The organism is Bacillus methanolicus MGA3, assembly GCF_000724485.1.
Lineage (GTDB): Bacteria > Bacillota > Bacilli > Bacillales > Cytobacillaceae > Bacillus_Z > Bacillus_Z methanolicus_A.
In genome coordinates this window covers 1896739-1922143 of record NZ_CP007739.1, presented here as the reverse complement: position 1 = coordinate 1922143, position 25405 = coordinate 1896739, and the positions used below count along the sequence as shown (strand labels likewise).

At 38.7% G+C, this 25405-nt stretch carries 26 protein-coding genes, 1 pseudogene and 2 other annotated features; of the genes and pseudogenes, 23 read left to right on the top strand and 4 right to left on the bottom strand.

The features are described from left to right. The first annotated feature begins 49 nt into the window (after positions 1 to 49). The 8 genes and pseudogenes from BMMGA3_RS09265 to trpA all read left to right on the top strand — a co-directional run bounded on the left by BMMGA3_RS09265 (position 50) and on the right by trpA (position 8031). A pseudogene (locus BMMGA3_RS09265) lies at positions 50 to 705 on the top strand (MOSC domain-containing protein). Between the two features lie 62 nt (positions 706 to 767). Next, positions 768 to 1019 (top strand) — a binding site (T-box leader). 175 nt (positions 1020 to 1194) lie between these two features. Further along, positions 1195 to 1589 (top strand) — a binding site (T-box leader). Between the two features lie 73 nt (positions 1590 to 1662). After that, a complete protein-coding gene (gene trpE / locus BMMGA3_RS09260) occupies positions 1663 to 3048 on the top strand; it encodes an anthranilate synthase component I (protein ID WP_034669356.1) in 1386 nt (461 codons plus the stop codon). Then, entirely contained in the window at positions 3045 to 3656 is a 612-nt protein-coding gene (locus BMMGA3_RS09255) for an anthranilate synthase component II (RefSeq protein WP_004434728.1), read from the top strand. Before trpE ends, BMMGA3_RS09255 begins: the two co-directional genes overlap by 4 nt. Continuing rightward, the gene (gene trpD / locus BMMGA3_RS09250) at positions 3628 to 4653 is read left to right on the top strand and encodes an anthranilate phosphoribosyltransferase (RefSeq protein ID WP_004434709.1); all 1026 of its coding nucleotides are present in this window, start codon (positions 3628 to 3630) and stop codon (positions 4651 to 4653) included. The genes BMMGA3_RS09255 and trpD overlap by 29 nt, the downstream gene beginning before the upstream one ends. Continuing rightward, on the top strand, positions 4654 to 5442 hold the full coding sequence (trpC, locus tag BMMGA3_RS09245; protein ID WP_004434707.1) for an indole-3-glycerol phosphate synthase TrpC: 789 nt from the start codon (positions 4654 to 4656) through the stop codon (positions 5440 to 5442). It abuts the gene before it with no gap. Next, positions 5439 to 6050, top strand: a complete 612-nt coding sequence (locus BMMGA3_RS09240) for a phosphoribosylanthranilate isomerase (RefSeq protein ID WP_004434704.1) — start codon at positions 5439 to 5441, stop codon at positions 6048 to 6050. The genes trpC and BMMGA3_RS09240 overlap by 4 nt, the downstream gene beginning before the upstream one ends. After that, positions 6047 to 7252: a tryptophan synthase subunit beta gene (gene trpB / locus BMMGA3_RS09235; RefSeq protein WP_004434701.1), complete on the top strand. Its 1206-nt coding sequence runs from the start codon at positions 6047 to 6049 to the stop codon at positions 7250 to 7252. The genes BMMGA3_RS09240 and trpB overlap by 4 nt, the downstream gene beginning before the upstream one ends. Beyond that, a complete protein-coding gene (gene trpA / locus BMMGA3_RS09230; RefSeq protein ID WP_004434698.1) occupies positions 7249 to 8031 on the top strand; it encodes a tryptophan synthase subunit alpha in 783 nt (260 codons plus the stop codon). The genes trpB and trpA overlap by 4 nt, the downstream gene beginning before the upstream one ends. A 188-nt stretch (positions 8032 to 8219) precedes the next feature. On the opposite strand, the gene BMMGA3_RS09225 is transcribed toward trpA, so the two are convergent. From BMMGA3_RS09225 to BMMGA3_RS18080, 3 genes are all read right to left on the bottom strand, one after another. Further along, the gene (locus tag BMMGA3_RS09225; RefSeq protein WP_004434696.1) at positions 8220 to 8420 is read right to left on the bottom strand and encodes a hypothetical protein; all 201 of its coding nucleotides are present in this window, start codon (positions 8418 to 8420) and stop codon (positions 8220 to 8222) included. 209 nt (positions 8421 to 8629) lie between these two features. Further along, the gene (locus BMMGA3_RS17375) at positions 8630 to 8722 is read right to left on the bottom strand and encodes a YjcZ family sporulation protein (protein WP_003349796.1); all 93 of its coding nucleotides are present in this window, start codon (positions 8720 to 8722) and stop codon (positions 8630 to 8632) included. A 63-nt stretch (positions 8723 to 8785) separates the two neighbouring features. Next, complete coding sequence (locus BMMGA3_RS18080) at positions 8786 to 8923, bottom strand: YjcZ family sporulation protein (RefSeq protein ID WP_004434691.1); 138 nt, start codon at positions 8921 to 8923, stop codon at positions 8786 to 8788. A 1084-nt stretch (positions 8924 to 10007) separates the two neighbouring features. On the opposite strand from BMMGA3_RS18080, the gene BMMGA3_RS18795 reads away from it, so the two are divergent. Beyond that, positions 10008 to 10148: a pentapeptide repeat-containing protein gene (locus BMMGA3_RS18795; RefSeq protein WP_081485684.1), complete on the top strand. Its 141-nt coding sequence runs from the start codon at positions 10008 to 10010 to the stop codon at positions 10146 to 10148. A gap of 374 nt (positions 10149 to 10522) precedes the next feature. Then, positions 10523 to 11101, top strand: a complete 579-nt coding sequence (locus BMMGA3_RS09210) for a YkoP family protein (protein WP_004434680.1) — start codon at positions 10523 to 10525, stop codon at positions 11099 to 11101. Positions 11102 to 11251: 150 nt separating this feature from the next. On the opposite strand, the gene BMMGA3_RS09205 is transcribed toward BMMGA3_RS09210, so the two are convergent. After that, positions 11252 to 12103 carry a metallophosphoesterase gene (locus BMMGA3_RS09205; protein WP_004434677.1) on the bottom strand — a complete coding sequence of 284 codons (852 nt, stop codon included), beginning with the start codon at positions 12101 to 12103 and terminating at the stop codon, positions 11252 to 11254. Between the two features lie 148 nt (positions 12104 to 12251). Here BMMGA3_RS09205 and BMMGA3_RS09200 point away from each other — a divergent pair, with 148 nt between their 5' ends. The 13 genes from BMMGA3_RS09200 (at position 12252) to BMMGA3_RS17905 (ending at position 25349) form a co-directional block, all read left to right on the top strand. Beyond that, positions 12252 to 13373, top strand: a complete 1122-nt coding sequence (locus BMMGA3_RS09200) for an MGDG synthase family glycosyltransferase (RefSeq protein WP_004434675.1) — start codon at positions 12252 to 12254, stop codon at positions 13371 to 13373. Between the two features lie 338 nt (positions 13374 to 13711). Beyond that, positions 13712 to 16030, top strand: coding sequence for a xanthine dehydrogenase family protein molybdopterin-binding subunit (locus tag BMMGA3_RS09195; protein WP_004434674.1), 2319 nt, complete (start codon positions 13712 to 13714; stop codon positions 16028 to 16030). Position 16031: 1 nt separating this feature from the next. Next, positions 16032 to 16865 carry an FAD binding domain-containing protein gene (locus BMMGA3_RS09190; protein ID WP_004434672.1) on the top strand — a complete coding sequence of 278 codons (834 nt, stop codon included), beginning with the start codon at positions 16032 to 16034 and terminating at the stop codon, positions 16863 to 16865. Continuing rightward, positions 16866 to 17360 (top strand): (2Fe-2S)-binding protein, encoded by a 495-nt coding sequence (locus BMMGA3_RS09185; protein WP_004434670.1) that lies wholly within the window; start codon positions 16866 to 16868, stop codon positions 17358 to 17360. It abuts the gene before it with no gap. 102 nt (positions 17361 to 17462) lie between these two features. Continuing rightward, positions 17463 to 17606 (top strand): hypothetical protein, encoded by a 144-nt coding sequence (locus tag BMMGA3_RS17910; protein WP_004434668.1) that lies wholly within the window; start codon positions 17463 to 17465, stop codon positions 17604 to 17606. Positions 17607 to 17696: 90 nt separating this feature from the next. After that, positions 17697 to 18842 (top strand): glycerate kinase, encoded by a 1146-nt coding sequence (locus BMMGA3_RS09180; protein WP_004434666.1) that lies wholly within the window; start codon positions 17697 to 17699, stop codon positions 18840 to 18842. Positions 18843 to 19011: 169 nt separating this feature from the next. Further along, positions 19012 to 19353, top strand: a complete 342-nt coding sequence (locus BMMGA3_RS09175) for a hypothetical protein (RefSeq protein WP_004434665.1) — start codon at positions 19012 to 19014, stop codon at positions 19351 to 19353. A 537-nt stretch (positions 19354 to 19890) separates the two neighbouring features. Then, entirely contained in the window at positions 19891 to 21663 is a 1773-nt protein-coding gene (locus tag BMMGA3_RS09170) for an ABC transporter ATP-binding protein (RefSeq protein ID WP_004434664.1), read from the top strand. 46 nt (positions 21664 to 21709) lie between these two features. After that, positions 21710 to 22594, top strand: a complete 885-nt coding sequence (locus tag BMMGA3_RS09165) for a hypothetical protein (RefSeq protein WP_004434662.1) — start codon at positions 21710 to 21712, stop codon at positions 22592 to 22594. A 115-nt stretch (positions 22595 to 22709) separates the two neighbouring features. After that, complete coding sequence (locus BMMGA3_RS09160; RefSeq protein WP_004434660.1) at positions 22710 to 24197, top strand: PAS domain-containing sensor histidine kinase; 1488 nt, start codon at positions 22710 to 22712, stop codon at positions 24195 to 24197. Between the two features lie 12 nt (positions 24198 to 24209). Further along, the gene (locus BMMGA3_RS09155; protein ID WP_004434658.1) at positions 24210 to 24857 is read left to right on the top strand and encodes a response regulator transcription factor; all 648 of its coding nucleotides are present in this window, start codon (positions 24210 to 24212) and stop codon (positions 24855 to 24857) included. 5 nt (positions 24858 to 24862) lie between these two features. After that, positions 24863 to 25192: a DUF1700 domain-containing protein gene (locus BMMGA3_RS09150; RefSeq protein WP_004434656.1), complete on the top strand. Its 330-nt coding sequence runs from the start codon at positions 24863 to 24865 to the stop codon at positions 25190 to 25192. Continuing rightward, the gene (locus BMMGA3_RS17905) at positions 25185 to 25349 is read left to right on the top strand and encodes a hypothetical protein (RefSeq protein WP_004434653.1); all 165 of its coding nucleotides are present in this window, start codon (positions 25185 to 25187) and stop codon (positions 25347 to 25349) included. The genes BMMGA3_RS09150 and BMMGA3_RS17905 overlap by 8 nt, the downstream gene beginning before the upstream one ends. Positions 25350 to 25405: the final 56 nt, after the last annotated feature.

Genomic DNA, 25405 nt, shown 5'->3' with positions numbered 1-25405 from the left:
GGGAGAGGTTCATGATAAAATGGAAGCAGGTGGATAAAACGGAGGAGAAATGGCTGTGGCAAACAAGAGACAATTGCGATCTTTACGTGTGGGAATGCCTAAGGATTACATTTGGAATGGCAAAGAAGTAAAATCAGGAATCGGAAAGACAGAAATTCAAGAAGTATTGTTAACAAAAGAAGGATTTATTGGTGATGGTGTAGCCAATCCTGAATTTCACGGCGGACCGGAACGAGCGGTTTGTCTTTATCCGTTTGAACATTACGAAAAGTGGGAAAAGGAATTCTCTGCAACGTTGAAAATGCCAGCCTTTGGAGAAAATATTACTGTTAGCGGCATGTGTGAAAACGAGGTATATATAGGCGATATTTATAAACTTGAAGAAGCTGTAATTCAAGTTTCCCAAGGCCGAATCCCATGTTCAACGATATCAAAACACAATGGAATCGAACAATTGATGAAAAGAGTAGTGGAAACAGGATTTACAGGCTATTTCTTCAGGGTTCTTAAAGAAGGGATGTTGATAAAGAATCAACGATAGAACTTCTTGAACGAAACAGTCACAAGGTATCCATTTTGTATGCAAACCACATTTATTTTCATGACCGAAAAAATATTGCCGGAATTGAAAAAATCCTAGAAGTTAAAGAGTTGGCACCGGTTTGGCGGAAAAAATTAGAAGAACTTTTAATCAGAAAAAACTAAATTTTTTTATAAATCCTCTTGACATTTTCTTTATACCATCATAAGATGAAAATCAATAAAAGGAAACGGCGTTGACGAAGAAGAGTAGCTATTATGGAAACTGCAGAGAGCTGATGGTTGGTGCAAATCAGTGTGGAAGTAATAGCGAATGGGCTTCCGAGCCTCCAAACCGAACCTCTTTAAGGAGCAGTAGGCTTTGGCGAACGGTCTCATCGTTACAAGAGACAGGTATTCAAGCATGATGCTTTGATACCGATAAAGTGAGCTGATTTTTCAGCTAATGAAGGTGGCACCACGGGTTTCTCGTCCTTTACAGGCTTGAAACCCTTTTTGTTTTTCAGAAAATTTGCATGGCTTTTAAATTCCCAACATAACATGGAAATAGGTTCCCATAATAAGACGGTCTGAGCTGAACTAGGTTTTAAACTTTTTCAATTTAGCATTCTATTCATTGTAGCGCAGCTCCGCTTTTACTTCAAAAAAGAAAATGGTAAATCGATGAGTAAGAATAGTAAGTTGAAGGAACTTCATGACAGAGAGCCGGGCCAGGTGAGAGCCGGTATGAAGGATTCAGCTGAATGGGCTTACGAGAGGCAGCCTGAACTTTAGTAGGGCTGCACGGAATTCCACCGTTAAAAGGATAGGGTATAAAGAAAGACGGATGCGACTCGCTTAGCTCGACAGGCAAAAATGTGTTCCTGCAGAAAAACCTGATTTCCGAAAGGAGACGGCTTATGACCCCGAGGGGCTAAAAGCCGTAGCTGGATAATGCGAAAGGCAGAGTTCGCTTAAAACTCAAGTCGTCTTTCATGTACCTGAAGAGAGGGAGCGATCTAATTGCTCCAAAAGAGGTGGCACCGCGGTCCGACGATACCGTCCTCTATACGCACAATTTCTGTGCGTATAGAGGACTTTTTTATTTTCGCAAAAAGAAAGGAGCAATGCCTTTTGAAGAATATGCTTAACACGGATGAATTGATCTTTGTTGAACTGGAAGGAGATACACTGACGCCGATCTCGATTTTTCAAAGAATATCTGGAAAGAAAAAGTTTTTGCTGGAAAGTTCATTGAAGCATGAAAAAACCGGACGGTATTCATTTATCGGGGCAGAACCGGCTTTTGAGCTGAAAGGTTACGGGAAAACGACAGAAATCGTAAAAGGAAAAGTCAGAAAAATTAAAGATGAAAAACCGCTTGAAGTATTAAAAGCATTTCTCCCGAATAAAAATCAATCGGTGAAAGATATCCCTTTTATTGGCGGGGCGGTAGGATATGTGGCCTATGATGCAATTCGTCAATACGAACGAGTTGGAAAGGAACTTGATGATGATTTGCAGGTGCCTGATGTACATCTTATGTTTTTCGAAGAATTGATCGTTTATGACCATTTGGAGCAAAAGGTATTCTTTATCGGAACGCCGATTCAGCCGGAAACAACAAGTGAACAGATCAGAAAAAAAGTTCTTAAACGAAAGGAAGAAGTATTGAATGGTTCCGACATCACTCCCGCTAGAAAAGCTTCGATATCATCTTTTAAAGCTTTCATGAAGAAAGAAGATTTTATTGAAAAAGTAAAAATCGCAAAGAACTACATACTTGAAGGAGATATCTTTCAGGTTGTACTGTCGCAGCGACTGGAAGCAGAGATTGAAGGGGACCCGTTTTCGTTTTACCGGAAATTAAGAATTGATAATCCATCACCATACATGTACTACCTTGATTTTGAAGACTATGCCGTTGCCGGCGCTTCTCCGGAAAGCATCGTAAAAAAAGTTCAAACGAAAATTACGACAAACCCAATCGCCGGAACAAGGCCTCGCGGCAAAAGTGAGGAAGAAGACAAAAGACTGGAGAAGGAACTAATGGAGGATGAAAAAGAACTTGCCGAACACCGGATGCTAGTTGATCTTGGCCGCAATGACCTTGGCAGAGTTTGTGAATTTGGAAGCATTCACCTTGAAAAATATATGGAAGTTGAAAAATACAAACATGTCATGCATCTTGTCTCTGAAGTGAGCGGAACGTTAAAGCAACAATATACACCTGTCGATGCACTAATATCTTGCCTTCCGGCCGGGACAGTGTCCGGGGCGCCAAAAATAAGGGCAATGGAAATTATAAATGAGCTTGAAGAAGTAAAAAGAGGCGTTTATTCAGGAGCGATCGGCTACTTTTCCGCAAATGGAAATATGGACTTTGCACTCGCGATCAGAACGATGCTTGTAAAAAACAATAAGGCTTATATACAGGCAGGTGCAGGGATTGTCCATGACTCGATCCCGGAAAAAGAATACGAAGAAACACTTCATAAATTAAGAGCATTTTTGGAGGATCATAAATGATACTGTTAATCGACAATTATGATTCATTTACATTCAATTTATATCAATATCTTGGAGAATTAGGCGAGGACGTAAAGGTGGCAAGGAATGACCAAATCAACCTGAAGGAAATCGAAAAGCTAAATCCCGGGGCGATTGTCCTGTCGCCGGGACCTGGAAGACCTGAAGCTGCAGGAATATGTGTAGATATCATAAAAGCATTTTATCGAAAAACTCCAATTCTTGGTATATGCCTCGGCCATCAAGCAATTGGTTATGCTTTCGGAGCTGTGATTGAAAAGGCCGGCAAAGTTATGCATGGAAAAACATCAAAATTGACTCATACCGGATCCTTTTTATTCGAATATTTGCCTCAGCCGGTAGAAGTCATGCGTTATCATTCGTTAGTGATTCAAAACGGCACGCTGCCGGGAGTCTTTAAGATCCTTGCAAGATCAATGGATGATAACGAAATTATGGCGATTAAACACGAATCCTGCCCACTTTACGGTCTCCAATTCCATCCGGAGTCAGTGGGAACTAAAACAGGTAAGAAAATCATAAACAACTTTTTAAAAAATATCAGAAGGGAGAGCAGTCATGAAAGCATTTCTTCAAAAATTAACTGAAGGAGAATCATTAACAGAATATGAGATGAAGGAAGCTGTCAGCTTTCTATTTTCCGAAGAAGTTACTGACAGTGAAATTGCCGCTTTCTTGATCGGATTAAAAACAAAAGGAGAAACCGTAAACGAAATTGCCGGATTAGTAAAGGCTCTCAGGGAACATTCTCTTCCATTTAGAAAGAAAATTCCCAATGTTATGGATAATTGCGGAACGGGCGGTGACGGTTCGAAAAGTTTTAATATTAGCACAACTTCTGCATTTGTATTGGCCGGTGCGGGGATTCCGGTCGCCAAACATGGAAACCGGAGCATTTCAAGCAAGACAGGAAGTGCAGATGTTCTTGAACATTTAGGGGTGAATATACATTTGCCGCCTGAACGAACAGAGGAATTAATGGAAGAAATCGGTATTGCCTTTTTGTTTGCCCCAAATGTTCACCCTCGGATCAAGCGAATAATGAAAGTAAGACGAGACTTGAGAATTCCAACAATTTTTAACTTGATAGGTCCCTTGACAAATCCAATCGATCTTGAATACCAATTGCTCGGTATTTATCGCCGCGATTTGATCGGGATGTTTGCTGAAGTTTTAAACGCATTAGGAAGAAAACGTGCTGTCGTTTTGAACGGTGCTGGATTTATGGATGAAGCGTCTCTTCAAGGAGAAAACCATTTAGTTGTGCTTGAAGAAGGGTCAATTCGGAAAATGACTATCCATCCTGAAGATGTCGGTCTGTCTGTTTATAAAAATGAAGCAATCCGCGGCGGAGACGCGAAGGAAAACGCCGAAATTTTAACAAATATATTGAAAGGCGAAAAAGGGGCTAAGCGTGATACCGTTCTTCTTAACGCCGGAATTGGCATTTTTGCCGCCGGAAAAGCGAAATCCATTGAGGAAGGAATTCAGCTGGCAAAAGAAAGCATTGATTCAGGTGCGGCGTATGAGAAGCTCCAGCAGCTTATTGAAAAAAGCAAGGCAATTCAAATAGAGGTGATCTAAGTGGGAACGATTTTAGATAAAATTCTCGAAACGAAGAAACAGGAAATAACAAGATTGAAAGCAGCAAAGCCTGACATTGTCCAACACAATGAAAAAAGGTCTTTTACATCAATCCTTGAAAAATCGAAAGAAGTTGCTATTATCGCCGAATATAAGAGGGCTTCCCCTTCAAAGGGAGATATTAATGCCGGGCTCGATCCGGTTGAACAGGCGAAAGCGTATGAACGTTTTGGTGCTGATGCCATTTCGGTGTTGACGGATGCTCCTTATTTTAAAGGGTCGTTCAGTGACCTTGAGGCAGTTAGGAAGGCTGTCAATGTGCCGATTTTGTGCAAAGATTTTATTATTGATCCGATCCAAATTGACCAGGCATATGCATCCGGAGCAAACATGATTCTCTTGATTGCTGCGGCTCTTTCGGAACCAAGACTGAAAGATCTATATAACTATGCAATTGCCAAAGAGCTAGAGGTATTAGTTGAAGTTCACAATGAAGAAGAACTGGAGAAAGCTTTAAAGACTGGTACGAAATTAATCGGCGTCAATAACCGGAATTTAAAGACGTTTGAAGTTGATCTTGCCGTTACGGAAAAATTAGCCCCGAAAGTCAAGGAATCGGGAGCATTTCTGATCAGCGAAAGCGGTATAAAAACGCATGAGGATGTGGAGAGAGTGGTTCGCTCAGGGGCAAATGGAATTTTGGTTGGAGAATCATTCATGACGGGAAATAATCTGGAAAATATGTTTAAGCAAATGAAAATGCCTCTATTAGGGGTGAAGCAGTCATGAAAGTAAAAATTTGCGGCATCACAGACCGTGAAACTGCTCTTGAAGCAGTCAAGGCAGGTGCAGACGCGATTGGCTTTGTTTTTGCCGAAAGCAAACGGAAAATTTCCCCTATGAATGCAAAAGAGATCACTTTAATGCTTCCTTCGGATGTGATGAAAGTCGGCGTGTTTGTTAATGAGGAAAAAGAAGTGATCGAGGCAACAGTGGATGAAGCTGGATTAAATATGATCCAGCTTCATGGGGATGAGTCACCGGAATTTTGCAATGGATTTTCCGTTCCGGTAATAAAAGCCTTAAGCATTGAAAACCGCGAAGGTTTACGAAAACTGAACGATTTTCCATGCGACTACATTCTTCTTGACAGTCCAAAGGGGAAATACCGCGGGGGAAATGGCATCAAGTTTGATTGGCGAATCGCAGAAGGGATTCAATCAGAAAAAAAGATCATATTAGCAGGCGGATTAACTCCTGACAATGTTTGCACGGCTATTCGGATTGTTCAGCCGTTTATGGTTGATGTAAGCAGCGGTGTAGAAACAGACGGAAAAAAGGATTTAAAAAAAATAGCAGCGTTCATTGAAAATGCAAAAGGAGTGAGAATATCATGACAACCTACACTTTACCCGATCAAAAAGGCCATTTTGGACTGTACGGCGGCAGGTATGTGCCGGAAACGCTGATGCAAGCCGTCATTGAATTGGAAGATGAATATAAAAAAGCGGCAAAAGACCCGGCTTTTCAACAGCAATTGCAAAATTTACTAAAGGAATATGTTGGCAGGGAAACACCTTTATACTATGCAGAAAACCTAACCAGACACGGAAACGGGGCCAAAATTTATTTGAAACGGGAGGATTTAAACCATACAGGAGCCCATAAAATCAACAATACAATCGGCCAGGCGCTTCTAGCTCTTCGTATGGGAAAGAAAAAAATTGTGGCTGAAACTGGCGCCGGCCAGCATGGAGTCGCAACTGCTACGGTTTGTGCATTATTAAATCTGGAATGCGTTATTTTTATGGGAGAAGAAGACATCAGACGGCAACAGCTGAACGTGTTTCGCATGGAATTGCTTGGAGCCAAAGTTATCAGCGTTTCGTCAGGAAGCGGAACATTAAAAGATGCAGTAAATGAAGCGCTTCGATACTGGGTAGCTAACGTTAATGACACACATTACATTTTAGGGTCTGTGATGGGGCCGCATCCGTTTCCAATGATTGTACGTGATTTTCAAAGTGTGATTGGGAAGGAAACAAAGGAGCAATTTTTTGCAAAAGAAGGAAGGCTTCCTGAAGCGGTTGTTGCTTGTATTGGCGGGGGAAGCAATTCGATGGGTATGTTTTATCCGTTTGTGGAAGATGATGAAGTAAAATTGTACGGAGTAGAAGCTGCCGGTTTAGGAATTGATACAGACCGTCATGCGGCATCACTGACAAAAGGAAAGCCCGGCGTATTGCATGGAGCCTATATGTATCTGCTGCAGGATGAAGATGGACAAATCTTAGAGGCTCATTCGATTTCCGCCGGACTTGATTATCCCGGCGTAGGTCCCGAGCATAGCTATTTAAAAGATATAGGACGTGTCAGCTACGAATCAATCACCGATGAAGAGGCTCTTGAAGCATTTAAGCTGCTTTCCCGTTTGGAGGGAATAATACCGGCTCTCGAGAGTGCTCATGCAGTGGCATTTGCATTAAAACTTGCGGCAAAAATGAAGAAAGAGGAAGCGATCGTCGTTTGTTTATCAGGCCGTGGTGATAAAGATGTCCAGCAAGTAAAAGAAAGAATGGGAAAGGAGCAGGAAGGATGAACCGGATTGAAAAAACATTTGCGATATTAAAAGAAAGAAATGAAAAAGCATTTATACCATATATAATGGCTGGGGACGGTGGACTTGATTCACTGCAAGAAAAAATTGTTTTTTTGGAAAAAGCGGGCGCAACCGCGGTTGAAATCGGTATTCCTTTTTCAGACCCTGTCGCCGACGGCCCGACAATACAGCGTGCCGGATTCCGCGCCTTAAAGGAGGGAACCACTTTACGCGGTGTTTTATCTGTTCTTGCAGAAATTCGACCGATTGTTTCAATTCCTTTGATCATAATGACGTATGTAAATCCGGTCCTTGCTTATGGAATGGGCGCATTTATTACAGACGCTAAAAAAGCAGGCGTGGACGGCTGTATTATTCCCGACCTTCCGATTGAAGAGGAAGATCTAATTGCTCCGATTTTGAAGGATTCAGGTATCGAATTAATTCGTCTTGTTACACTAACAAGTCCGCCTGAACGGATGAAAGAAATTGCAAGGCGGGGCAAAGGATTTTTATATGCTGTAACAGTGACGGGAATCACCGGAGTCCGCTCCGATTTTCAAAATGAGTTGGGAGAGTATTTAAAACGTGTTAAGAGTGTCAGTAACAAGCCGGTTCTTGCTGGATTTGGCATTTCCACACCAGAGCATGTGAGAGAAATGAGCCAATACTGTGACGGCGTGATTGTCGGAAGCAAAATAATCGAACTATTTGAACAGGGCGATTTGGAAGGAATTGAAGAATTAATAAAGGCCGCAAAGTCTTTTCAATCCGTTTAAATAATAGAGGCTGACTCATAAGGGTCTGACCCACCAGTGATGACAAAATATAGATTGGTTGTATTACTGTTTGTCTATATATTGTATGGAGGGGGTCTGACCCTTTGAATTTGAGTCAGCCTCTATTTTGAACAAGCTTGCAAGAGATTTTTCTCTAGGGAAAAACTTAATTTAAGAATCTTTATTTTTTAGAAAATACGTCTTCTAGACCTTAATAGGAAAATGGAAGCGATTAAGAAAAAAGGAATAAATCTTCTTCGCCTAAAGCCGCTGCGGATAAACATGCCTCTTGTTTGGTTAACCCCGTCTATTACTCCTCTATGAACTCTACCGAAACGATCTCTTACTTCAACAGCTTGTCCATAGTGCCTCATAACTAAATTTCCCATTTTATACCTCCTTCCTCAAAAAGGGTAATGTGCCAGAAAATAGACTTTATGAACTCTTTTTCATTCAAGTTTGTAAATTGCTTGCTGTACTCATTTTTACAAAAAAGAACTTATTACAAAGAGGCTGACTCATTAGGGTCTGTCCCTTTACTTTTGAGGCAGCCTCTTTGTTGATTCAAGAGAGTTTCACATATTTACCTTGCTGGAACTTAATAGATTCCTGTACAAGAACATCCTACAATGATGAGTAAAACAAACAATACTACAACTAACGCAAAAGCGCGTCCAATTCCGTCACTCATGTTTGACACCTCCTTTTACATCGAATAATCAGTTTTTTTCATTGAAAAAAATATTCGATTTTCTTAACCAAAGAAGAATGTTGAACCTACAATAATTAATAGAATAAACAATACGACGATTAACGCGAAATTACTGCCAATTCCACCGTAGCTAGCACCGCCGTAACTACCGTAACCAGCACCGCAAGATCCAAAGCACATAAAATTTCACCTCCTATTGGAATGATTAAGGAATGCTTTATCAGCAACCTCACTATAAAATATGTTTCTAAAAAGAAATCGATTGGACAAAGGCCACGAAGATTAAAGAAATTCACTTTTGCCTGAATTTATCGCATTGTTTACATAAAAAATCTTGTGAAAAATTAAAACTCATTTATTAACTAGAACTTTTTTAAAATAATTAGATAAAAAATCATAAATAGAAGCGTATGCATTTCACATACGCTTCTACCGATGAGGAGGTGAGACCGCTGCATGGGCGGCGGATTCTCATGCAGCTGGGTTTTCTTGAGAGAAGACTTCTATCCCTCGCATAATAAGATATGAAAAAAATAATAAAAAGGAATGGGACAGGTGTTGAGTTAACAATGGAATTTTAAGAAAATAAACGAATCTCAAGTTTAAAATAAATTCCGTACAAAATGAAAATAGATATCTGGTTGAATAAATGGGTAGGTAATATGGGCTTGATGATATAAACTTGGATAAACATGAGGATATCCTAGATTCCAAGGCTGCCCCCAAAGCCCTAGAATCGGATGCGAAAACCCTTCATATATAGAACCATTCTTTCCCGTAATAATAATTGGCAATGTGATCTGTCCTCTCTTATAAAATTGACCCTGATAGAAATTTGAGGATGGCATCTATGTTTGGATTCGTAATGTGTCGGTATAAAATTCATTCAAATCAAAACCACCCTTTCAGGTGGTAAGGAAATTGAACATTATTTTCATTAATACAATATTCAAATCAACTATAAATCGTCATCTTAACCGCACCAAAATTAAAAAGATTCGAAAAACAAAAAGGGTTAGGACTAACTAATTCACAAATGATAAATTAAGAAATCTAAATTAGAGAATTAGAGGAAATTTAATCTTTTTAAACAAGGCATATACCCAAGAATTTCTTTAGTCAAAAACATAAGCTTTATTGAATAAAAAAGAGGAGGGATTTATTTTAATACAGCGCCCATTGATTTTGAGCAGCTTTATCAAAATCCAAGTGACCAAACGGATGAGAGGATTTTTGGCCGTCCTTTCGGTTTCGGGTTTAGGCCATTTTTTGGCAGACCATTCTTCGGAAGGCCGTTTTTCGGCGGGCCATTCTTCGGAAGGCCGTTTTTCGGCAGACCGTTTTTCGGAGGACCATTCTTCGGGGGACCTTTCTTTGGTGGAGTTTTAGGTGGGTTATTAGGTAGTGCTTTATATAGTCCATTTGGCTATCCTTATGGCTATGGCTACGGTTATCCTTATGGCGGCTACGGTTATCCATTTTATGGGTATTGAGACTTGTGCTTTGGGGGTTCCTTCCTTAGTGGAGGAACTCTAAAAAATGAAGAGAATACTGTGATCTCACTTGGCTCCAGAATAGCGAATTCTATATCAAAAGCACTGAAGATGTTTTTTGCGCTCTGATGCTTATCCATAGATGCTGTTTTCATAAAACCTCTGGATCAATAAATAACAAAATTTAATTGTGGTTATAGTATAAATGTTTATATCACAAAAAAGGAGACCGGTTAAAATTCATTTTTCACAAGAAAGCTTTGAAAATTAATAAGGAGAAGGAAGCATGAGAGGCTATATTCTTTCGATTTGGAGCTTAATCGACCCAATTTACTTTTTCTGCTCTCGCCTTACATACCCTCCATGTGAAGGAACTGAAGGTAATATTTTGAGGATTAGACTGACAAAATATAAAGGAAGAAATATCGTTCTTTCTGATGGAACACAAATTAACAGAAATGATTTATTAGTCAAAATTCACCTTCACAATGCTAGACTTTTGAAAGAATTAAAAGACATAAAGAGTGAATTAAAAAAAGCAAAAATTATTTACCGCTATGTTCAAAAGTCTTTGCCTGGCGTAGAAATTTACATTCGGAACTATTGCCATTCACAAGAGATAAAAGGAATTATAGGTATTTCCCTGTTAAATAAAGGGTGTGAACGTCTTGGTTTTGAAATTTTTGACATTTCTCATCCCGTTTACAAATGGTATAAATGGTTCTCTTTTTTGCCAATAGCGATGCTCTCCAGCCAAAATACTTTTATCTGGCGTATTCTTAAGTATCAAAAACCACATTATTTATTTATGTCAACAAATAAATTATCAAATATGTACAGGAATGAAATACCCAATCGTCATTGAAATGGAATGTTCGCTTTTTAAAAAGTAAGAGGCCGTCTCAAAAACCTGAGGGTCAGACCCCATAACCAATATATAGGACATAAAGTTGGATAAATGTGCTATATATTGATAATACACATGGTGTCAGACCCTTTAGAGACTGCTTTCTCCTTATATTGCTGTAAGTGTTTTATTATCAGCAACTGCCAATGATAACTCATGAAGAGTAATTTCAGGCCGGCTCCCAATACGGATATTTACACCTGTTTGGCCTAGACCTTCATTAATATAGAAAGGTTTCCCATCCAGCATATGGAAACCTTTTATAATATTCATTCTTGCAAGCTTTCCCATTTTTACAAGGTGATAAGCTTTTGGATAGCAGATTTGCCCACCATGGAAATGACCGGCAAGCAAATAATCAAAATGGTATTTTTTCATGTGAAGGACAATATTTGGATCATGGGTTAATACTAGGTTTGTTCCTGGTTTAATTCCTGCGTAAGAAGCTTCCAGGCTGCTTCGATTTGTGCTAAAGTCATCGATGCCAATGATATTAACCGGTTTTCCCTGAACAAAAATCACATCATTTTCATTTTGTAAAACCTTGCAGTTATAACGTTTAAGCGTTCCTATTAATGTTTGTAAGTTGTGATGTTGCAAGATATAGTCATGGTTGCCAAGAACGGCATAGATGCCATGTTTTGCATTGAGTTGGTTCATTATTTTTAAATATGGGACAAGCTTGGGAATGGTGCGTTTACGGTCGAGGAAATCTCCAGTGAGTGCAATTAAATCAATCGGTTCGTCTTTTAGCTTTTCATATAGTTCTGCAGGGGAAATGGATATATTTTCAAGATGCAAATCAGAAAGTTGAAGAATATTTAATTTCGGACTATGTCCTTTAGTTGATTCTTCATTGATTTTCACTTTATTAATCACGATATCCTTCGTGTTTTTATAGGCTTTTCTTATTAAATAATAAAGAACGATTGCTAAAACAGTAAAAAGTAATATCTTCAAATTCAATCACTCCTTCCATAACACAGATTATACATGAAAAAGACTGTTATTTTTGCAAGCAATAAATGGTATAAGTCCCATGGGGGCAAATTCCATGCACTCATGTTTGGAAGAGAAAAACGCCGTAAGTGTTTAAAAGAGGTGCTGTATGAAAAAGGTTGCTAAATCCATATTATTTTTGCCTTTTTTACAAATCCCATCTGGCCACCATCAAACTGCAAATGCATTAATAGATGGAATAATGCGAATTTACCCGCATATAAAGTGTGAAAAGGTCGATATTCTTTCATACAGCTACGGAAAAATTGAAGCACTTGTTTCCAAGTTTTATCTCAATTGGATACATATATTTCCTGGATTATATAATTCCATTTATCAATTTTCAGTTTACAAAAATGTAGAAAATAAGAAACGTTATCGCTTGTATGAATTATTATTTATTTTTTTTATGAAAAGGCTTTTAGAAGAAAAACAACCTGATCTCATTGTTTGTACACATGCTTTACCCGCTTATATGTTAAATTACTTAAAAGAAAAAAATGAACTAAGTGTTCCGGTTATCAATGTGTATACAGATTTTTTCATACATCGTTTCTGGGGAGTAGAGCAGATTGACTATCATTTTGTTCCTTCTCCTCAAATGAAAAATTTCTTAATCAAAAAAGGAATCAGCGAAGAGCGAATTTATATTACAGGAATTCCGATTCATCCAAAAATAATAAAACAGAAACAAACACCTGCACCAGCAAATTCGTCTGTTTTATCTGTTTTAATTTCCGGGGGAAACTTAGGGGTTGGTACAATCGACGATTTAATCCAAAAAATTGCAGAGGCCAAGCCTCCCCAGCAAATTCAGTTTTACGTGTTGTGCGGGAAAAATAAGAAATTATACAATAAGCTAAAAGACATGCAAAAAAGCAATATTATACCGTTTCCGTATATTAAATGCAGGGATAAAATGAACGGACTTTATGATCAAATGGATGCCATCATAACAAAGCCAGGAGGAGTTACAATAAGCGAAAGCCTTTTTAAACGCAAACCCATTTTTATCTATGATGCTTTGCCAGGCCAAGAAGAAATCAATCTGCAGCAGTTAAAGGATTTAGGCTTGGTCTTTCACTTAAACAAGCATGAAATTCACCAGCAAATTCTTTCCATTCTCCATGACGAAAATGAACTGAAACAATATCAAAATCAAGTAGCAAATTTTCACTCTCATATTTATTGTAAAGACCCATCAGAAATAATAGCGGAATTATTAATGTGACAAAACTTTTGGAAGGGGATTTGTATATGTTTTCTATCTGAATTCTCTGAAAAAGGAACTATAATCATATGCCAATTGGTTTCTATAACCATTTTTAATCTCAAATTCTTTGATTTTCTTTTCAGGAATTTTTCACTTAATAGCACCGGATTGGAAAGATTATTTTCATCTTTCAAAAACATTTTTTTAAAACAAAATCATAAATTAGGAATGAGTGAAATCAATTTTAGTGAAAGCAATACAAACGAGAAAATACATGATCAAACTTCTTATGGCCGCTATTAAGAGAGTGGACTTTTTTATTAGAAATATAACGAATAGAAGTGGTGAGAAAAATCATGAAGATAATTGGGGAAAGTGTTTTTCGTAAAGAATCTCACGAGAAGGTGACCGGAACAGCTAAATATACAAACGATTATGATTCAAAAGAAATGCTCCATGGGAAATTGGTTATTAGTCCATATGCACATGCAAAGATTATAGGAATCGATCGATCTGAAACTCTAAAAATACCCGGTGTTCGTGCGATTGTTACTGGGGAAAATTTGCCTCTTACAGGGGAGGAAATCCGTGACCGCCCGCCGATTGCTGTCGATAGAGTACGATTTCATGGTGAGGTGGTTGCCGTTGTCGTCGCAGATAATCCCTTTTTGGCTAAACGCGGTGCAGATGCCATAAAGATAAAATATGAGCCGCTGCCAGTTGTTAATTCTCCGATACAGGCATTGAAACCGAATGCCCCACTATTACATGAAAATCTTGGCAATTACAAAAAAATTGATGGTGTTTATCCGGAACCAGGAACAAATATCGCAAATCGGACGAAAATTCGTAAAGGTGATCTGAAAAAAGGATGGGCCGAAAGTGAAGTTACCGTTGAAGCTAAGTTTTCATTCCATCCTTCAGACCATGCTGCAATTGAAACACGATGTTCATTTGCTCAAATTCACGCAAACGGAACAGTCGAAATCACTTCATCATCGCAGGCACCCTTTATGATAAAGAGGCTTATTGGAGATTATTTTGGGATTGAAACAGGTAAAATCGTTGTAAATACACCTTTAGTAGGTGGCGCGTATGGAGGGAAAGCCTCTATTCAATTGGAAATTCTTGCATATATCGCTTCAAGAGCAGTTGGTGGAAGACCAGTTAAATTACTAAACAGCCGTGAAGAAGATATTCTTACTTCTCCCGGACACATTGGCCTCGATGCAACCGTTAAGCTGGGATGCACAAAAGAAGGGGTTTTGAAGGCAGCCGAGATGCTATATTTATTTGATGGGGGTGCTTATTCAGACAAATCGGTGGACCTTAGCCGAGCAGGAGCAGTAGACTGTACCGGACCTTATCATATAGAAAATATTTGGTGCGACTCTTTATGTATGTATACTAACCACCCGTATGCAGCTCCTTTTAGAGGATTTGCCCATTCTGAAGTGCTGTTTGCTTTTGAAAGAACGATGGACATCCTAGCAAAAAAATTACAAATCGATCCACTCGAACTCCGGCTAAAAAATGCCATCCTGCCAGGAAATACAACCCCAACACAAGTTCTCCTTAACTCCAGCAATGTTGGAAATTTACCAAAATGTATTTTGAAATTACGTGAACTGATCAACTGGGATGAAGGACAGGTCATTCAGTTAGGGAATCATCGAGTAAGAGCAAAAGGAATAAGCTGTATTTGGAAAACATCCACGATTGATCCGAATGCCAGTTCTGGTGTCATTTTAACATTTAATCCAGATGGAAGTATAAACTTGATCTCGGGTGTTGTGGAGATCGGCACAGGGACAAAAACCATTTTAGCTCAATATCTGGCAGAAAAATTGAAAATGGATATTAATAAAATTCATGTTCAAATGGAAGTTAATACGCTAAATACCCCTGAACATTGGAAAACAGTCGCCAGCAGAGGAACATTTATGGCTGGAAGAGCTTTACTAGAAGCAGCAGATGACGTAATTCATCAATTGAAAGAGATCGCATCTTGTATTTTACGAGCCCCCAAAGAAGATTTAGTAGTCGGAAATGGCAGAGTTTATTTGAGAGATGATCCTACTATAAACATAGACGTGAAAGATATTGCATATGGATATACCTATCCGAATGGAAATTCGATAGGGGGCCAAATTATTGGTCGAGGGAATTATATTTTAAGGCAAATGACTTTTTTAGATAAAGAAACAGGCGCCGGAAAACCAGGACCGGAATGGACCGTCGGTGCCCAAGGTGTAGAAATTGAATTAGACACAAGAGAATATCGCTACAAGATCATAAAAGCCGTATCGGTCATTGATATTGGGAAAGTTCTTAACCGAAAGGCCGCCATTGGCCAAGTAATGGGGGCTATGAGTATGGGGTTATCTTTTGCAGGTCGTGAAACATTCATTTTTGACATTCTTGGCAGGGTTCTTAACCCGCAATTTAGAACTTATCGACCATTAAGGTACGGAGAACATCCTGAATATGTCGTTGATTTTATTGAAACACCTCAAATAGATGCCCCTTATGGAGCCCGGGGAGTGGGGGAGCACGGTTTGATAGGTATGCCGGCTGCTCTCGGAAACAGCCTGTCTGCAGCCCTTAATGTATCTGTCAATCATTTGCCGATTATTCCTGAATTACTTTGGAGGATAAAGGAAGGAGGGCATTAGATTGGTCTTGAAGGATATAGAATACTATAAACCAACTAAAATAGAAGAAGCAACCGAGTTATTTTTTGCATTAAAACGAGAAAATAAAGCCCCAATTTATTATTCCGGCGGTACGGAAATTCTAACCTTTCGCCGATTAAATATGATTCAGATAGGGGCAATAATCGACATAAAGGGGATACAGGAATGCCTGGCCTTTGAAATCAGCCAGAATTACTTAATAATTGGAGCTGCTGTTCCTTTAACGACAATAGAGGATAAAAATCTTTTTCCATTGCTTAGTAAAACTTGTAGTGAAATTGCAGACCGCACAGCAAGAAATAAAATTACGATCGGCGGAAATATTTGCGGTCAAATTTTCTATCGAGAAGCAGTGTTGCCTTTCCTTCTGGCCGATAGTGATGTAATTGTAGGAGGTTGGGATGGGGTAAAAATTTTACCGATCCATTCAATTTTTGATAAGAACCTTCTCTTAGACCAAGGACAGTTTTTAATTCAAATACGAACAGAAACAAGTTTTGTAAACCTTCCTTTTATCGTTCAAAAAAAGAGGCAGCAATGGGAAACGGGCTATCCATTGGTAACAGTTGCTTCCTTAAAAAAAGACGGTCTATTAAGATTTGCATTTAGTGGTGTGTGTCCATTCCCATTTCGATCGAAAGAAATGGAGAGAGAAATCAATAACCGAAATTTGTCTATTGAAGAAAGGGTTGCGAACGCAATGCACCATTTGCCTTCTCCCATTCTGCATGATATTGAAGGTTCAAAAGATTTTCGCTTATTCGTATTGAAAAATACTTTAATGGATTTTCTATTGGAAATGGAGGGAGTGTAGATGATTGAGTCTCATGTGAACAAAGTAAATGCCCAAATGGATATTAATGGAGAATTACATACTGTAGAATTCCGGCCAGCAGAAACGCTTCTGCAGGTTCTTCGAAGCAGCCTTTCCTTAACAGGTGCTAAGCCTGGATGCTTGAATGGAGATTGTGGTGCATGTACAGTCATGGTTGATCGTGTACCTTTTAAGTCTTGTATTATGCTTGCGATTGAAGCAGCAGGAAAAAAAATTATTACTATTGAGGGGCTAAAAAATACTCCTATACAAAAAGCGTTTATTGAAAACTTTGCTTTTCAATGCGGCTACTGTACACCAGGTTTTATCATTAATTGTCATGCTTTATTAATCAACCATCCAAATCCTTCAAAAGATATCATAGGTGATTGGTTAGAATCGAATATATGCAGATGTACCTGCTATCAAGAAATTGAAAATGCGGTGCAAGCCGTAATAAATGAAAAGGTAGAATCAGAGAATGATGAAAACTGAAATGTGTTTTTTAATTCAATTTTTATGAAAAAACATATTAGTCTGAACATATTGCTTCATATTGCATATGATTAAATTGACAATCGCAAAGGAGTGATATTCATGGATATAGAAAGAGTATTTGAAGAAAAATATTTTCTTATTGGCCGTTTGTTTACTTTAGGCGGAACAGTATTGTTACTTATTGGCGCAATCATTTCGGTAATTATCACATATAGAGCCTATGTTCATGCAATCAATTCATAATATGAAAATGGGAATTTATCTGTCATTAAGACAAACAATCGCTCCATTTAAAATATAAGTAACCGACTTTGGGGACGGTGGTGTTTCAATATGAAAATCGTTATTGCACCGGATTCATTTAAAGAAAGCTTAACTGCTATACAAGTTGCTGACTCAATCGAAAAAGGATTCCGCACGATTTTTCCTGATGCGGATATTATAAAGATCCCGATGGCTGACGGGGGAGAAGGAACGGTCAAGTCTCTTGTAGACGTCACTAACGGTACAATTATTGAAAAAACAGTAACAGGTCCACTCGGCAAGCCAGTGCAAGCATTTTTTGGATTGCTAGGAAATGGGAAAACTGCCGTCATCGAGATGGCAGCTGCTTCAGGACTTCACCTTGTACCTGCGGACAAAAGAAACCCGCTCGTTACAACGACAAGAGGGACAGGGGAATTGATTAAAGCCGCTCTTGAACAAGGTGTTGAACATATCATAATAGGTCTCGGAGGCAGTGCTACTAATGATGGAGGCGCCGGGATGGCACGAGCACTTGGCGCAAAGCTGCTGGACGGAAAAGGAAATGAAATTGGCGAAGGCGGAGGTTCCCTGGACCAGTTAGCAACGATTGATGTGTCCGGATTGGATCCCCGTCTCAAATTTGTGAAGATTGAAGCTGCCTGCGATGTGGACAATCCATTGACAGGTGAAGGGGGTGCTTCGGCTATTTTTGGTCCGCAAAAGGGTGCAACACCAGAAATGGTCCGCAAGCTTGATAAAAATCTTTCCCATTTTGCGAAAATTATTGAAAAAGATTTAGGAAAATCAATTGCAGAAGTGCCTGGCGCAGGAGCTGCAGGAGGCATTGGCGGCGGACTGCTTGCCTTTTTGTCAGCCGAACTAAAAAAGGGGATTGATATTGTAATAGAAGCGACAAACTTGTATGAACATGTAAAAAATGCCGCTCTTGTGATCACCGGGGAAGGAAAAATTGATGCACAAACGATGTACGGCAAGACGCCAATTGGAGTTGCCAGAACAGCAAAAAAGTATGGTGTTCCTGTGATTGCGATAGCAGGGAATGTTGCCAGAGACAGTGACATTGTTCTCGAACAAGGGATTGACGCTGTATTCAGCATTGTTCCAGGTGTGGTGCCGCTCACAGATGCTATTGAACATGCGGCAGAATATGTGGAAAGACTTTCAAAAAACATTGCTTCTCTTTTCAAAATTGCCTATGGGAGGGAAGTCTAGCGTAATCGCAATGATTCAAAGTGACGCTAAAGATAATCTTTGAGAAGAAAACCCGCCAAACAGAAATTATAAATGAAATGACAATGTAATTTTTCAGAAAACGAGCTGTAAAAAAGTTTCGTTAAAATGTAGCAAGGACAAACTATATACTTGGCGGGAAGGTGTTTTCATGGATGAAATGACGAAACAATCGTATATACAGAAATCCCTTGAAGAATGGAAGGAAGATATATCTGAAGTATTGAGCCAGATCGATCAAGAATATGAGCAAGTCAAACAAGAGTTGAAAGTTTATGCATATAAATATGGCATCACAAAGCAAGTGATTCAGTCGACAGTGAACGATGAAATCATTGAAACGATACGCCAGCGCTACCATAAACCATTTGAGGAGAAATATGAGCAGCTGAAAGAGTCTATCCGTGATTTAGAAGAAAAAAGGCGCGTCTTCCAAATGTTTGTACATAAAATTGACGAAGTCACCCGGAAGGAAACGGCAAGGCCTGTGTGAAAAAATGAATTAGGCTTAATTTGAAACTGCCGCTTAAATCTCTATGTTGGCGGTCTTTTCAGCCCAGAATTGCATCCCACTCTATAGATATTGCACCTCTTAAAGTAGATGTTGAAAACCCTTTAGGGCAACACTGCTTTAAGGGGTTTTTTTATGGCTGAAAAAGGTTCCAGGCATTAGATAGGATGAATGTTAAAAGCAATGGCAATTGAAAGCACAAGCGTTTTATAGGATAAAAAACACTAAATGCGGCATCCCGCAAAATAATTGCGGCAGAAGCGTAATAAGATTGCGTAATCTTTATGCGGGAAAATAGTACTATTTCATTATAAACAGAAAGGAGGAATCATTTGAGGAGAAACAATTAGCCAGAGCAGCTTCTTTTGAATCGTTCATATTGAGTTCATTTTGATGTTTTATTGTTACAATACAACAAATTTAGAGGGATTTGGCCATCAGATGATGGAGCTTTTTCTCGAGCTTGACCAAGAGGGATGTAACAACGAATGTGAAAGTAATATGAGAGGAGTTCTTTAGTTGAATGAGTTTAAACAATTTCTGCCTTTCATAAAAAAAGAAATGAAGCTATATATGTGGGGATTTGTCGGAAGTTTTTTCCGCTTCCTGATCCCCCTTACCGTTCCTTTGATATTAAAATACATTTTCGATTATTTGTTGCAAAATGAAGCATTGTCCCGTGCCGAAAAAATCGGCCAATTGTCATTCATTGCTGTTTCGATGCTTGTTGTTTTTATTTTCATTCGAAAACCAATGGAATACGTAAGGCAATTTTGCATTCATAAGGCCAATAACAACATCATAAAGGCACTTCGGAAAGAAGCCTTTAATAAAATCCATTCCCTTGATGCAAAGTATTTTGCGGACAATAAAAGCGGAGAAATCGGAACCCGCTTCTTTGATGACATTGAAAAAATAAGAGGCTATTTGACCGCCGTGTTCGGTAACATCTGGATTGAAATGATCGTTTTGGTGTTTGTTACGTCTGTGATGTTGACGTTAAACATCAAATTGGCAATCCTTTCTGTTTTATTGGTCAGCTTTCAATTTATAGTAGCGCATATTCTTTCAAAAAGATTTAAGAAATCAACGCGCAACATGATGAATTACCGATCCGTGTTGAGCGGGTTTGTCTTTGAAAAAATCCAGGGTGCTTTTCTGGCAAAATTGTTTTCATCCGAAAAACATGACAAAGAAGAACTGGATAAACATTTGGAACATTACGAAGTCCTTACAGATAAGCATGCAAGGTTAAATGCAATCACACTGGCTTCCGTCAACGTTTTAAGTGACATGACTCCTTTCATTGTTGCATTAACCGCCAGTCTTTTTGTGATCGATGGCAGTTTAACCGCCGGCAGTTTAATTGCTTTCTTCGCTTACGTTGATAAAATGAGAAGCCCTGTTGCCGCCTTGGTTCAAGCTTTCCCTGTTATCACGGAAGGAACGGTCGCTTTACAAAGGATATTTGATTTCTTCCATATCCCTTCAACAATAAAGGAAAAGGATGACTCTGTTGAATTAAAGGAGTTTTCAGATTCAATCGTGTTTAATCGTGTATCTTTTTCCTACAATGATAATAGGAAAGTGATCAAAAACTTGTCCTTTAAGATAGAAAAAGGCAAAACCTATGCATTTGTCGGAGAGAGCGGGGGAGGCAAGAGTACTGTATTAAAGCTCTTAAACAGAATGTATGATGTGGATAGCGGTGAAATCTTAATAGATGGTGTGAATATAAAAGACTATTCCTTATCAAGCATAAGGAGGCATTTTGGAATGGTTACTCAGGATAACTTTTTATACAGCTCTTCTATTAAAGATAATATAAAAATGGCAAAGCTTGATGCAACAGATGATGAAATCATCACAGCTACGATCAAAGCTTTCGCCCATGATTTCATCGCACCGTTGCCTCAAGGATATGATACAGAAATTGGCGAAAGAGGGATGAAGCTTTCCGGAGGCCAAAAACAGCGGATTGCACTAGCCCGTGTATTTTTGAAAGACCCATCACTGATTATTTTGGACGAAGCAACGAGCGCCCTTGATAATGAAAGTGAAAAACTTGTCCAAGAATCTATTAATCGGATTAAAGGTGGAAAAACAATTATTATGATTGCCCACAGGCTTTCAACGATTGTGGATGCCGATACTATTTTTGTGATGAAAAACGGGGAGATCGTTGAAAGCGGCAGCCATCATAGATTACTTGAATTAAACGGTTATTACAAGGAGTTATATTCAAGACAACATCAAGCAGAATCAGAAGCGGCAGTAAAGTATGCCATATAAGGGACTTGATATATGAAAAAATTTACTGAATAGGAGAGTGAAAGCGATGAAAAAATGGGGGATTGCGGCCGTTCTATATTTGGCTTTAGTGATAGGCGGATATTCAGGGTATGCCGAATGGTTTGCCGAAGAAAAACAGCCCGAGTCCCATGGCCACAATCAATCTTCGTCATATGGAGCATCCAAAAGCCAGGAACAACGTGTGCCACATGGTGAATCCCATGGCCACATTGATTATGGTGAAGGGAACGATAGCGGCCATCATCATGGAAGCGGCGCGGCACATGAGGGCAGCAGCGAGGTAAGCGTGTTTGTTCAATCGGATCAAGATGAGTTAAAGATTTTCTTAAAAGATAAGTCGGGAAATCCGGTGGAAGATTTGGAAGTAAATCATGAAAAGCTACTTCATCTTATCATTGTGGATGACCAGCTTCATAAATATTATCACATACACCCTGAACAGACTGGCAGAGGCGAATTTACGATCGGAAATAATCTGCCTGATGGATTTTATAAGGCATTCGTTGACATTAAACCGAAAAATTTAGCTTATCATGCAGCGCCGGTTCCATTTATCGTAGGAAATCCCGGTAGGTCAACCCATAGCCATGGCCTTCAGCCGGACAAAACATTAAGCAAGAATGTAGAAGGCGAAAACGCAAAACTAACTATGAGTTCTTTTAAAGCCAATAAACCGGTAACGTTAACCTTTGATCTTGATAAAACAAATTTGACCCCTTATCTGGGAGCAATGGGGCATGTGGTCATTCTTGATGAAAATGCCCAGAATTTCCTCCATGTGCATCCGGAAAATGACAAGGATACGGTTTTTGAAACACAGTTCGAAAAGCCAGGCATTTATAAAATATGGGCTGAGTTCAGGCAAAACGGAAAAGTCAGGGCGTTTCCATTTGTAGTGGAGATAAAATAGTGGTTTTTTCCACAAGCACGCGAAAAAATGTCGGACTATTGGTACATTTTTCATGTAATATCAATATATAGGTAATGTTTTAATTGCCAACAATCAATGGAAAATGGTGATAATAATGGAAAACAAAATTCAATCAAATTGGGAGTTTGAAACGATTTACAAACACGCATTGGATATCATTATGATCGTTGACCAAAATCGGCATGTACGGTTTTCGACACCTTCTTTTAAAAAAATTAGCGGATACAGTCCTGAGGAATTGAAAGACATATTTGATATTGTACACCCTGATGATAGAGAAATTTTAATGGAAAGACATAGGAATGTTATTTTGACCCAACAGCCTTCCAAGAGTGAGTACCGGATCATTACTCGTTCCGGTAATATTAGATATTTTGAGTGCCGGACGATGCCTGTAGAAAGTCAAGATAACCTTACAGTAGTTACGGTCCGGGATATCACCGAACGAAAAAATATGGAAATAGAGCTTCAAAATAGAAAAGATCGCTATAAATTATTGCAAAACAGTTTGAAAAATTTTTCAAAAGACTTGTCTTCAGTAATGAAACTAGCGGATCTTAAAGCAAGATTAATTCATGAAATAAATACAGTTTTACAAGATTCCCAGCCGACTATCTTAATGTTTGACAAAGAAAAGCAAAAAATCGAAGAAGATTATTTTGCTGAATTTCAACCCTATTTGGATAACTTGAGGGTTGGAAAGATCGTAAACGTTTTCGATAAAGTACTTTTAAAAGTAGGAGAGCGGACCAGCCATGCCTACTTCCTCATTCTAAATAAGCAATCTATAGATGAGGAAATGGACTCCATTTGGCTGGAAACAATCGTTTACTACGCCAATATGGTATTTGAGAGCCTGGATGTAATCGAGAATCTAATGAATAAATTGGAAGTTGCCATGCAAAGCAGCCAAACTCCTCTTTGGATCTTACGGCTCTTGTTTAATCTTTCCGAAAAGGAACGGCTCCATTTATCAAGTGATTTGCATGATACAGTACTGCAGAATCAAATTGATTTGTACAGAAGAATGGAATCATTGCTTCACCGCCATGAATTTGAACACCAGATAAAAGCACAGCTTAAAGGAATCGAACAAGGATTGCTGGACACTATTCACCAAATCCGTATGACATGCAATGAACTCCGGCCGCCATTGTTAAGGGAATTGGGTTTAGAGCGAGCCTTGGAAAATTTATTTGAATATACCCAAGTTTCTTCAACTTTTAAAATTTATTTTTCTACAGACAATACTTCAAGTCTTCATTTAAATGAAGAACAAACAATCGGCATCTATCGTATCGTACAAGAATTGCTTAACAATGCGACAAAACATTCCAAGGCTTCTAAAATCCATCTTCATATAAGTGCCCAGGAAGACAAAATGATGTTTGAATATTCTGATGACGGTGTGGGCTTTGAACCGGATAAGTTAAAACCTTCCTTTAATAATATGGGATTAACCAGCATTAAGCAACGCGTACAGAGCCTTTCGGGCCATGTAGAGTTTTATTCAAAACCGAATTGCGGATTAAAAGTTACCATGCAAATTCCATGTACAGGTATTGGAGATAAAAAATTTTGAGAGGTTTTTACTATGATAAATATTTTGATTGTCGATGACCATTTATCTATATTGGAAGGCACCAAAATGCTATTAGAGCAGGAATCCGATTTTAACATTTCAATAGAAAATAGTTCATTGAACGCATTAAATAAAATTAAGCTGCAGCATTTTGATATATTGCTGTTTGATTTGTATATGCCACACTTGAATGGGCTTGAACTTACAAGAAAAGCTTTAGCGTATAATCAAGATTTAATTGTATTAATTTACACCGGTTTTGATATTAAACCACATTTTAACTTATTAGTTGAAGCTGGAGTTTCCGGTTTTTTATCAAAAACTTCTTCAAGAGAAGAATTAGTGATTGGGATAAGAAGCGCCCTGCGGCAACAAGTTGTCTTGCCGCTTTCGCTTGTAAGAGAACTAAGAAGGCCTGGCATCGTTTCCGCTGGAACTAATTCGCAAGAAACGGTAATCCTGACGAAAACAGAAGAAGACATATTGGCAGAACTGTCAAAGGGCAAAAGTACGAGAGAAATAGCTAATTCCTTATCCATGAGCCAACGATCCCTGGAATATAATTTAACGTTGCTCTACCAAAAGTTTGGGGTCAGGACGAGGGTCGATACGATCGCAAAAGCCAAAAAGCTCGGCCTTATACCAGAAGAGGAGCTATAGGCAATATGTTTCGCGTTATATGGACAGTTATTGGTATAGTTTTTGTTAATTTGGTCTTTGTTCTTGGTCCTTTTCTTGGACTGCTTGGTCTTTTGGGTGCTGGTTGGATCTGTGGTATAGCCGGGATTTTGAGTCCATTAATAATGTTCGTAAGTGCCATTGCTATTCCCGGAACTTTTGAATGGTTTGATGTATTTGTTTCGATTGAATTTTGCGGCATAGGTTTGTTCATATCAATAGGCATGTATTATGCAACGAAAGGTGTAAAAAAGGGCTTTCTTCGTTATCTGGAATACAATGCAGCCATTGTGAAAGGTGGAATAAAGCGTGATTAAGAAGCTTTCTTTTATAGCTCTAACACTTTTATTCATTGGTCTAATTGGAAGTGCTGCAACTTTTGGTTTAATGAATAAGAAAGCAACAATTATTGGAAAAGAGAGGATCAATAATGAGAATATTAAATCTATTAAAAGTTTGATATTAGGTCAATAAAGTAGACTCAGATTTTTAGCAGCTGCCATTAGGTTTTTACTCAAATATGAATCATT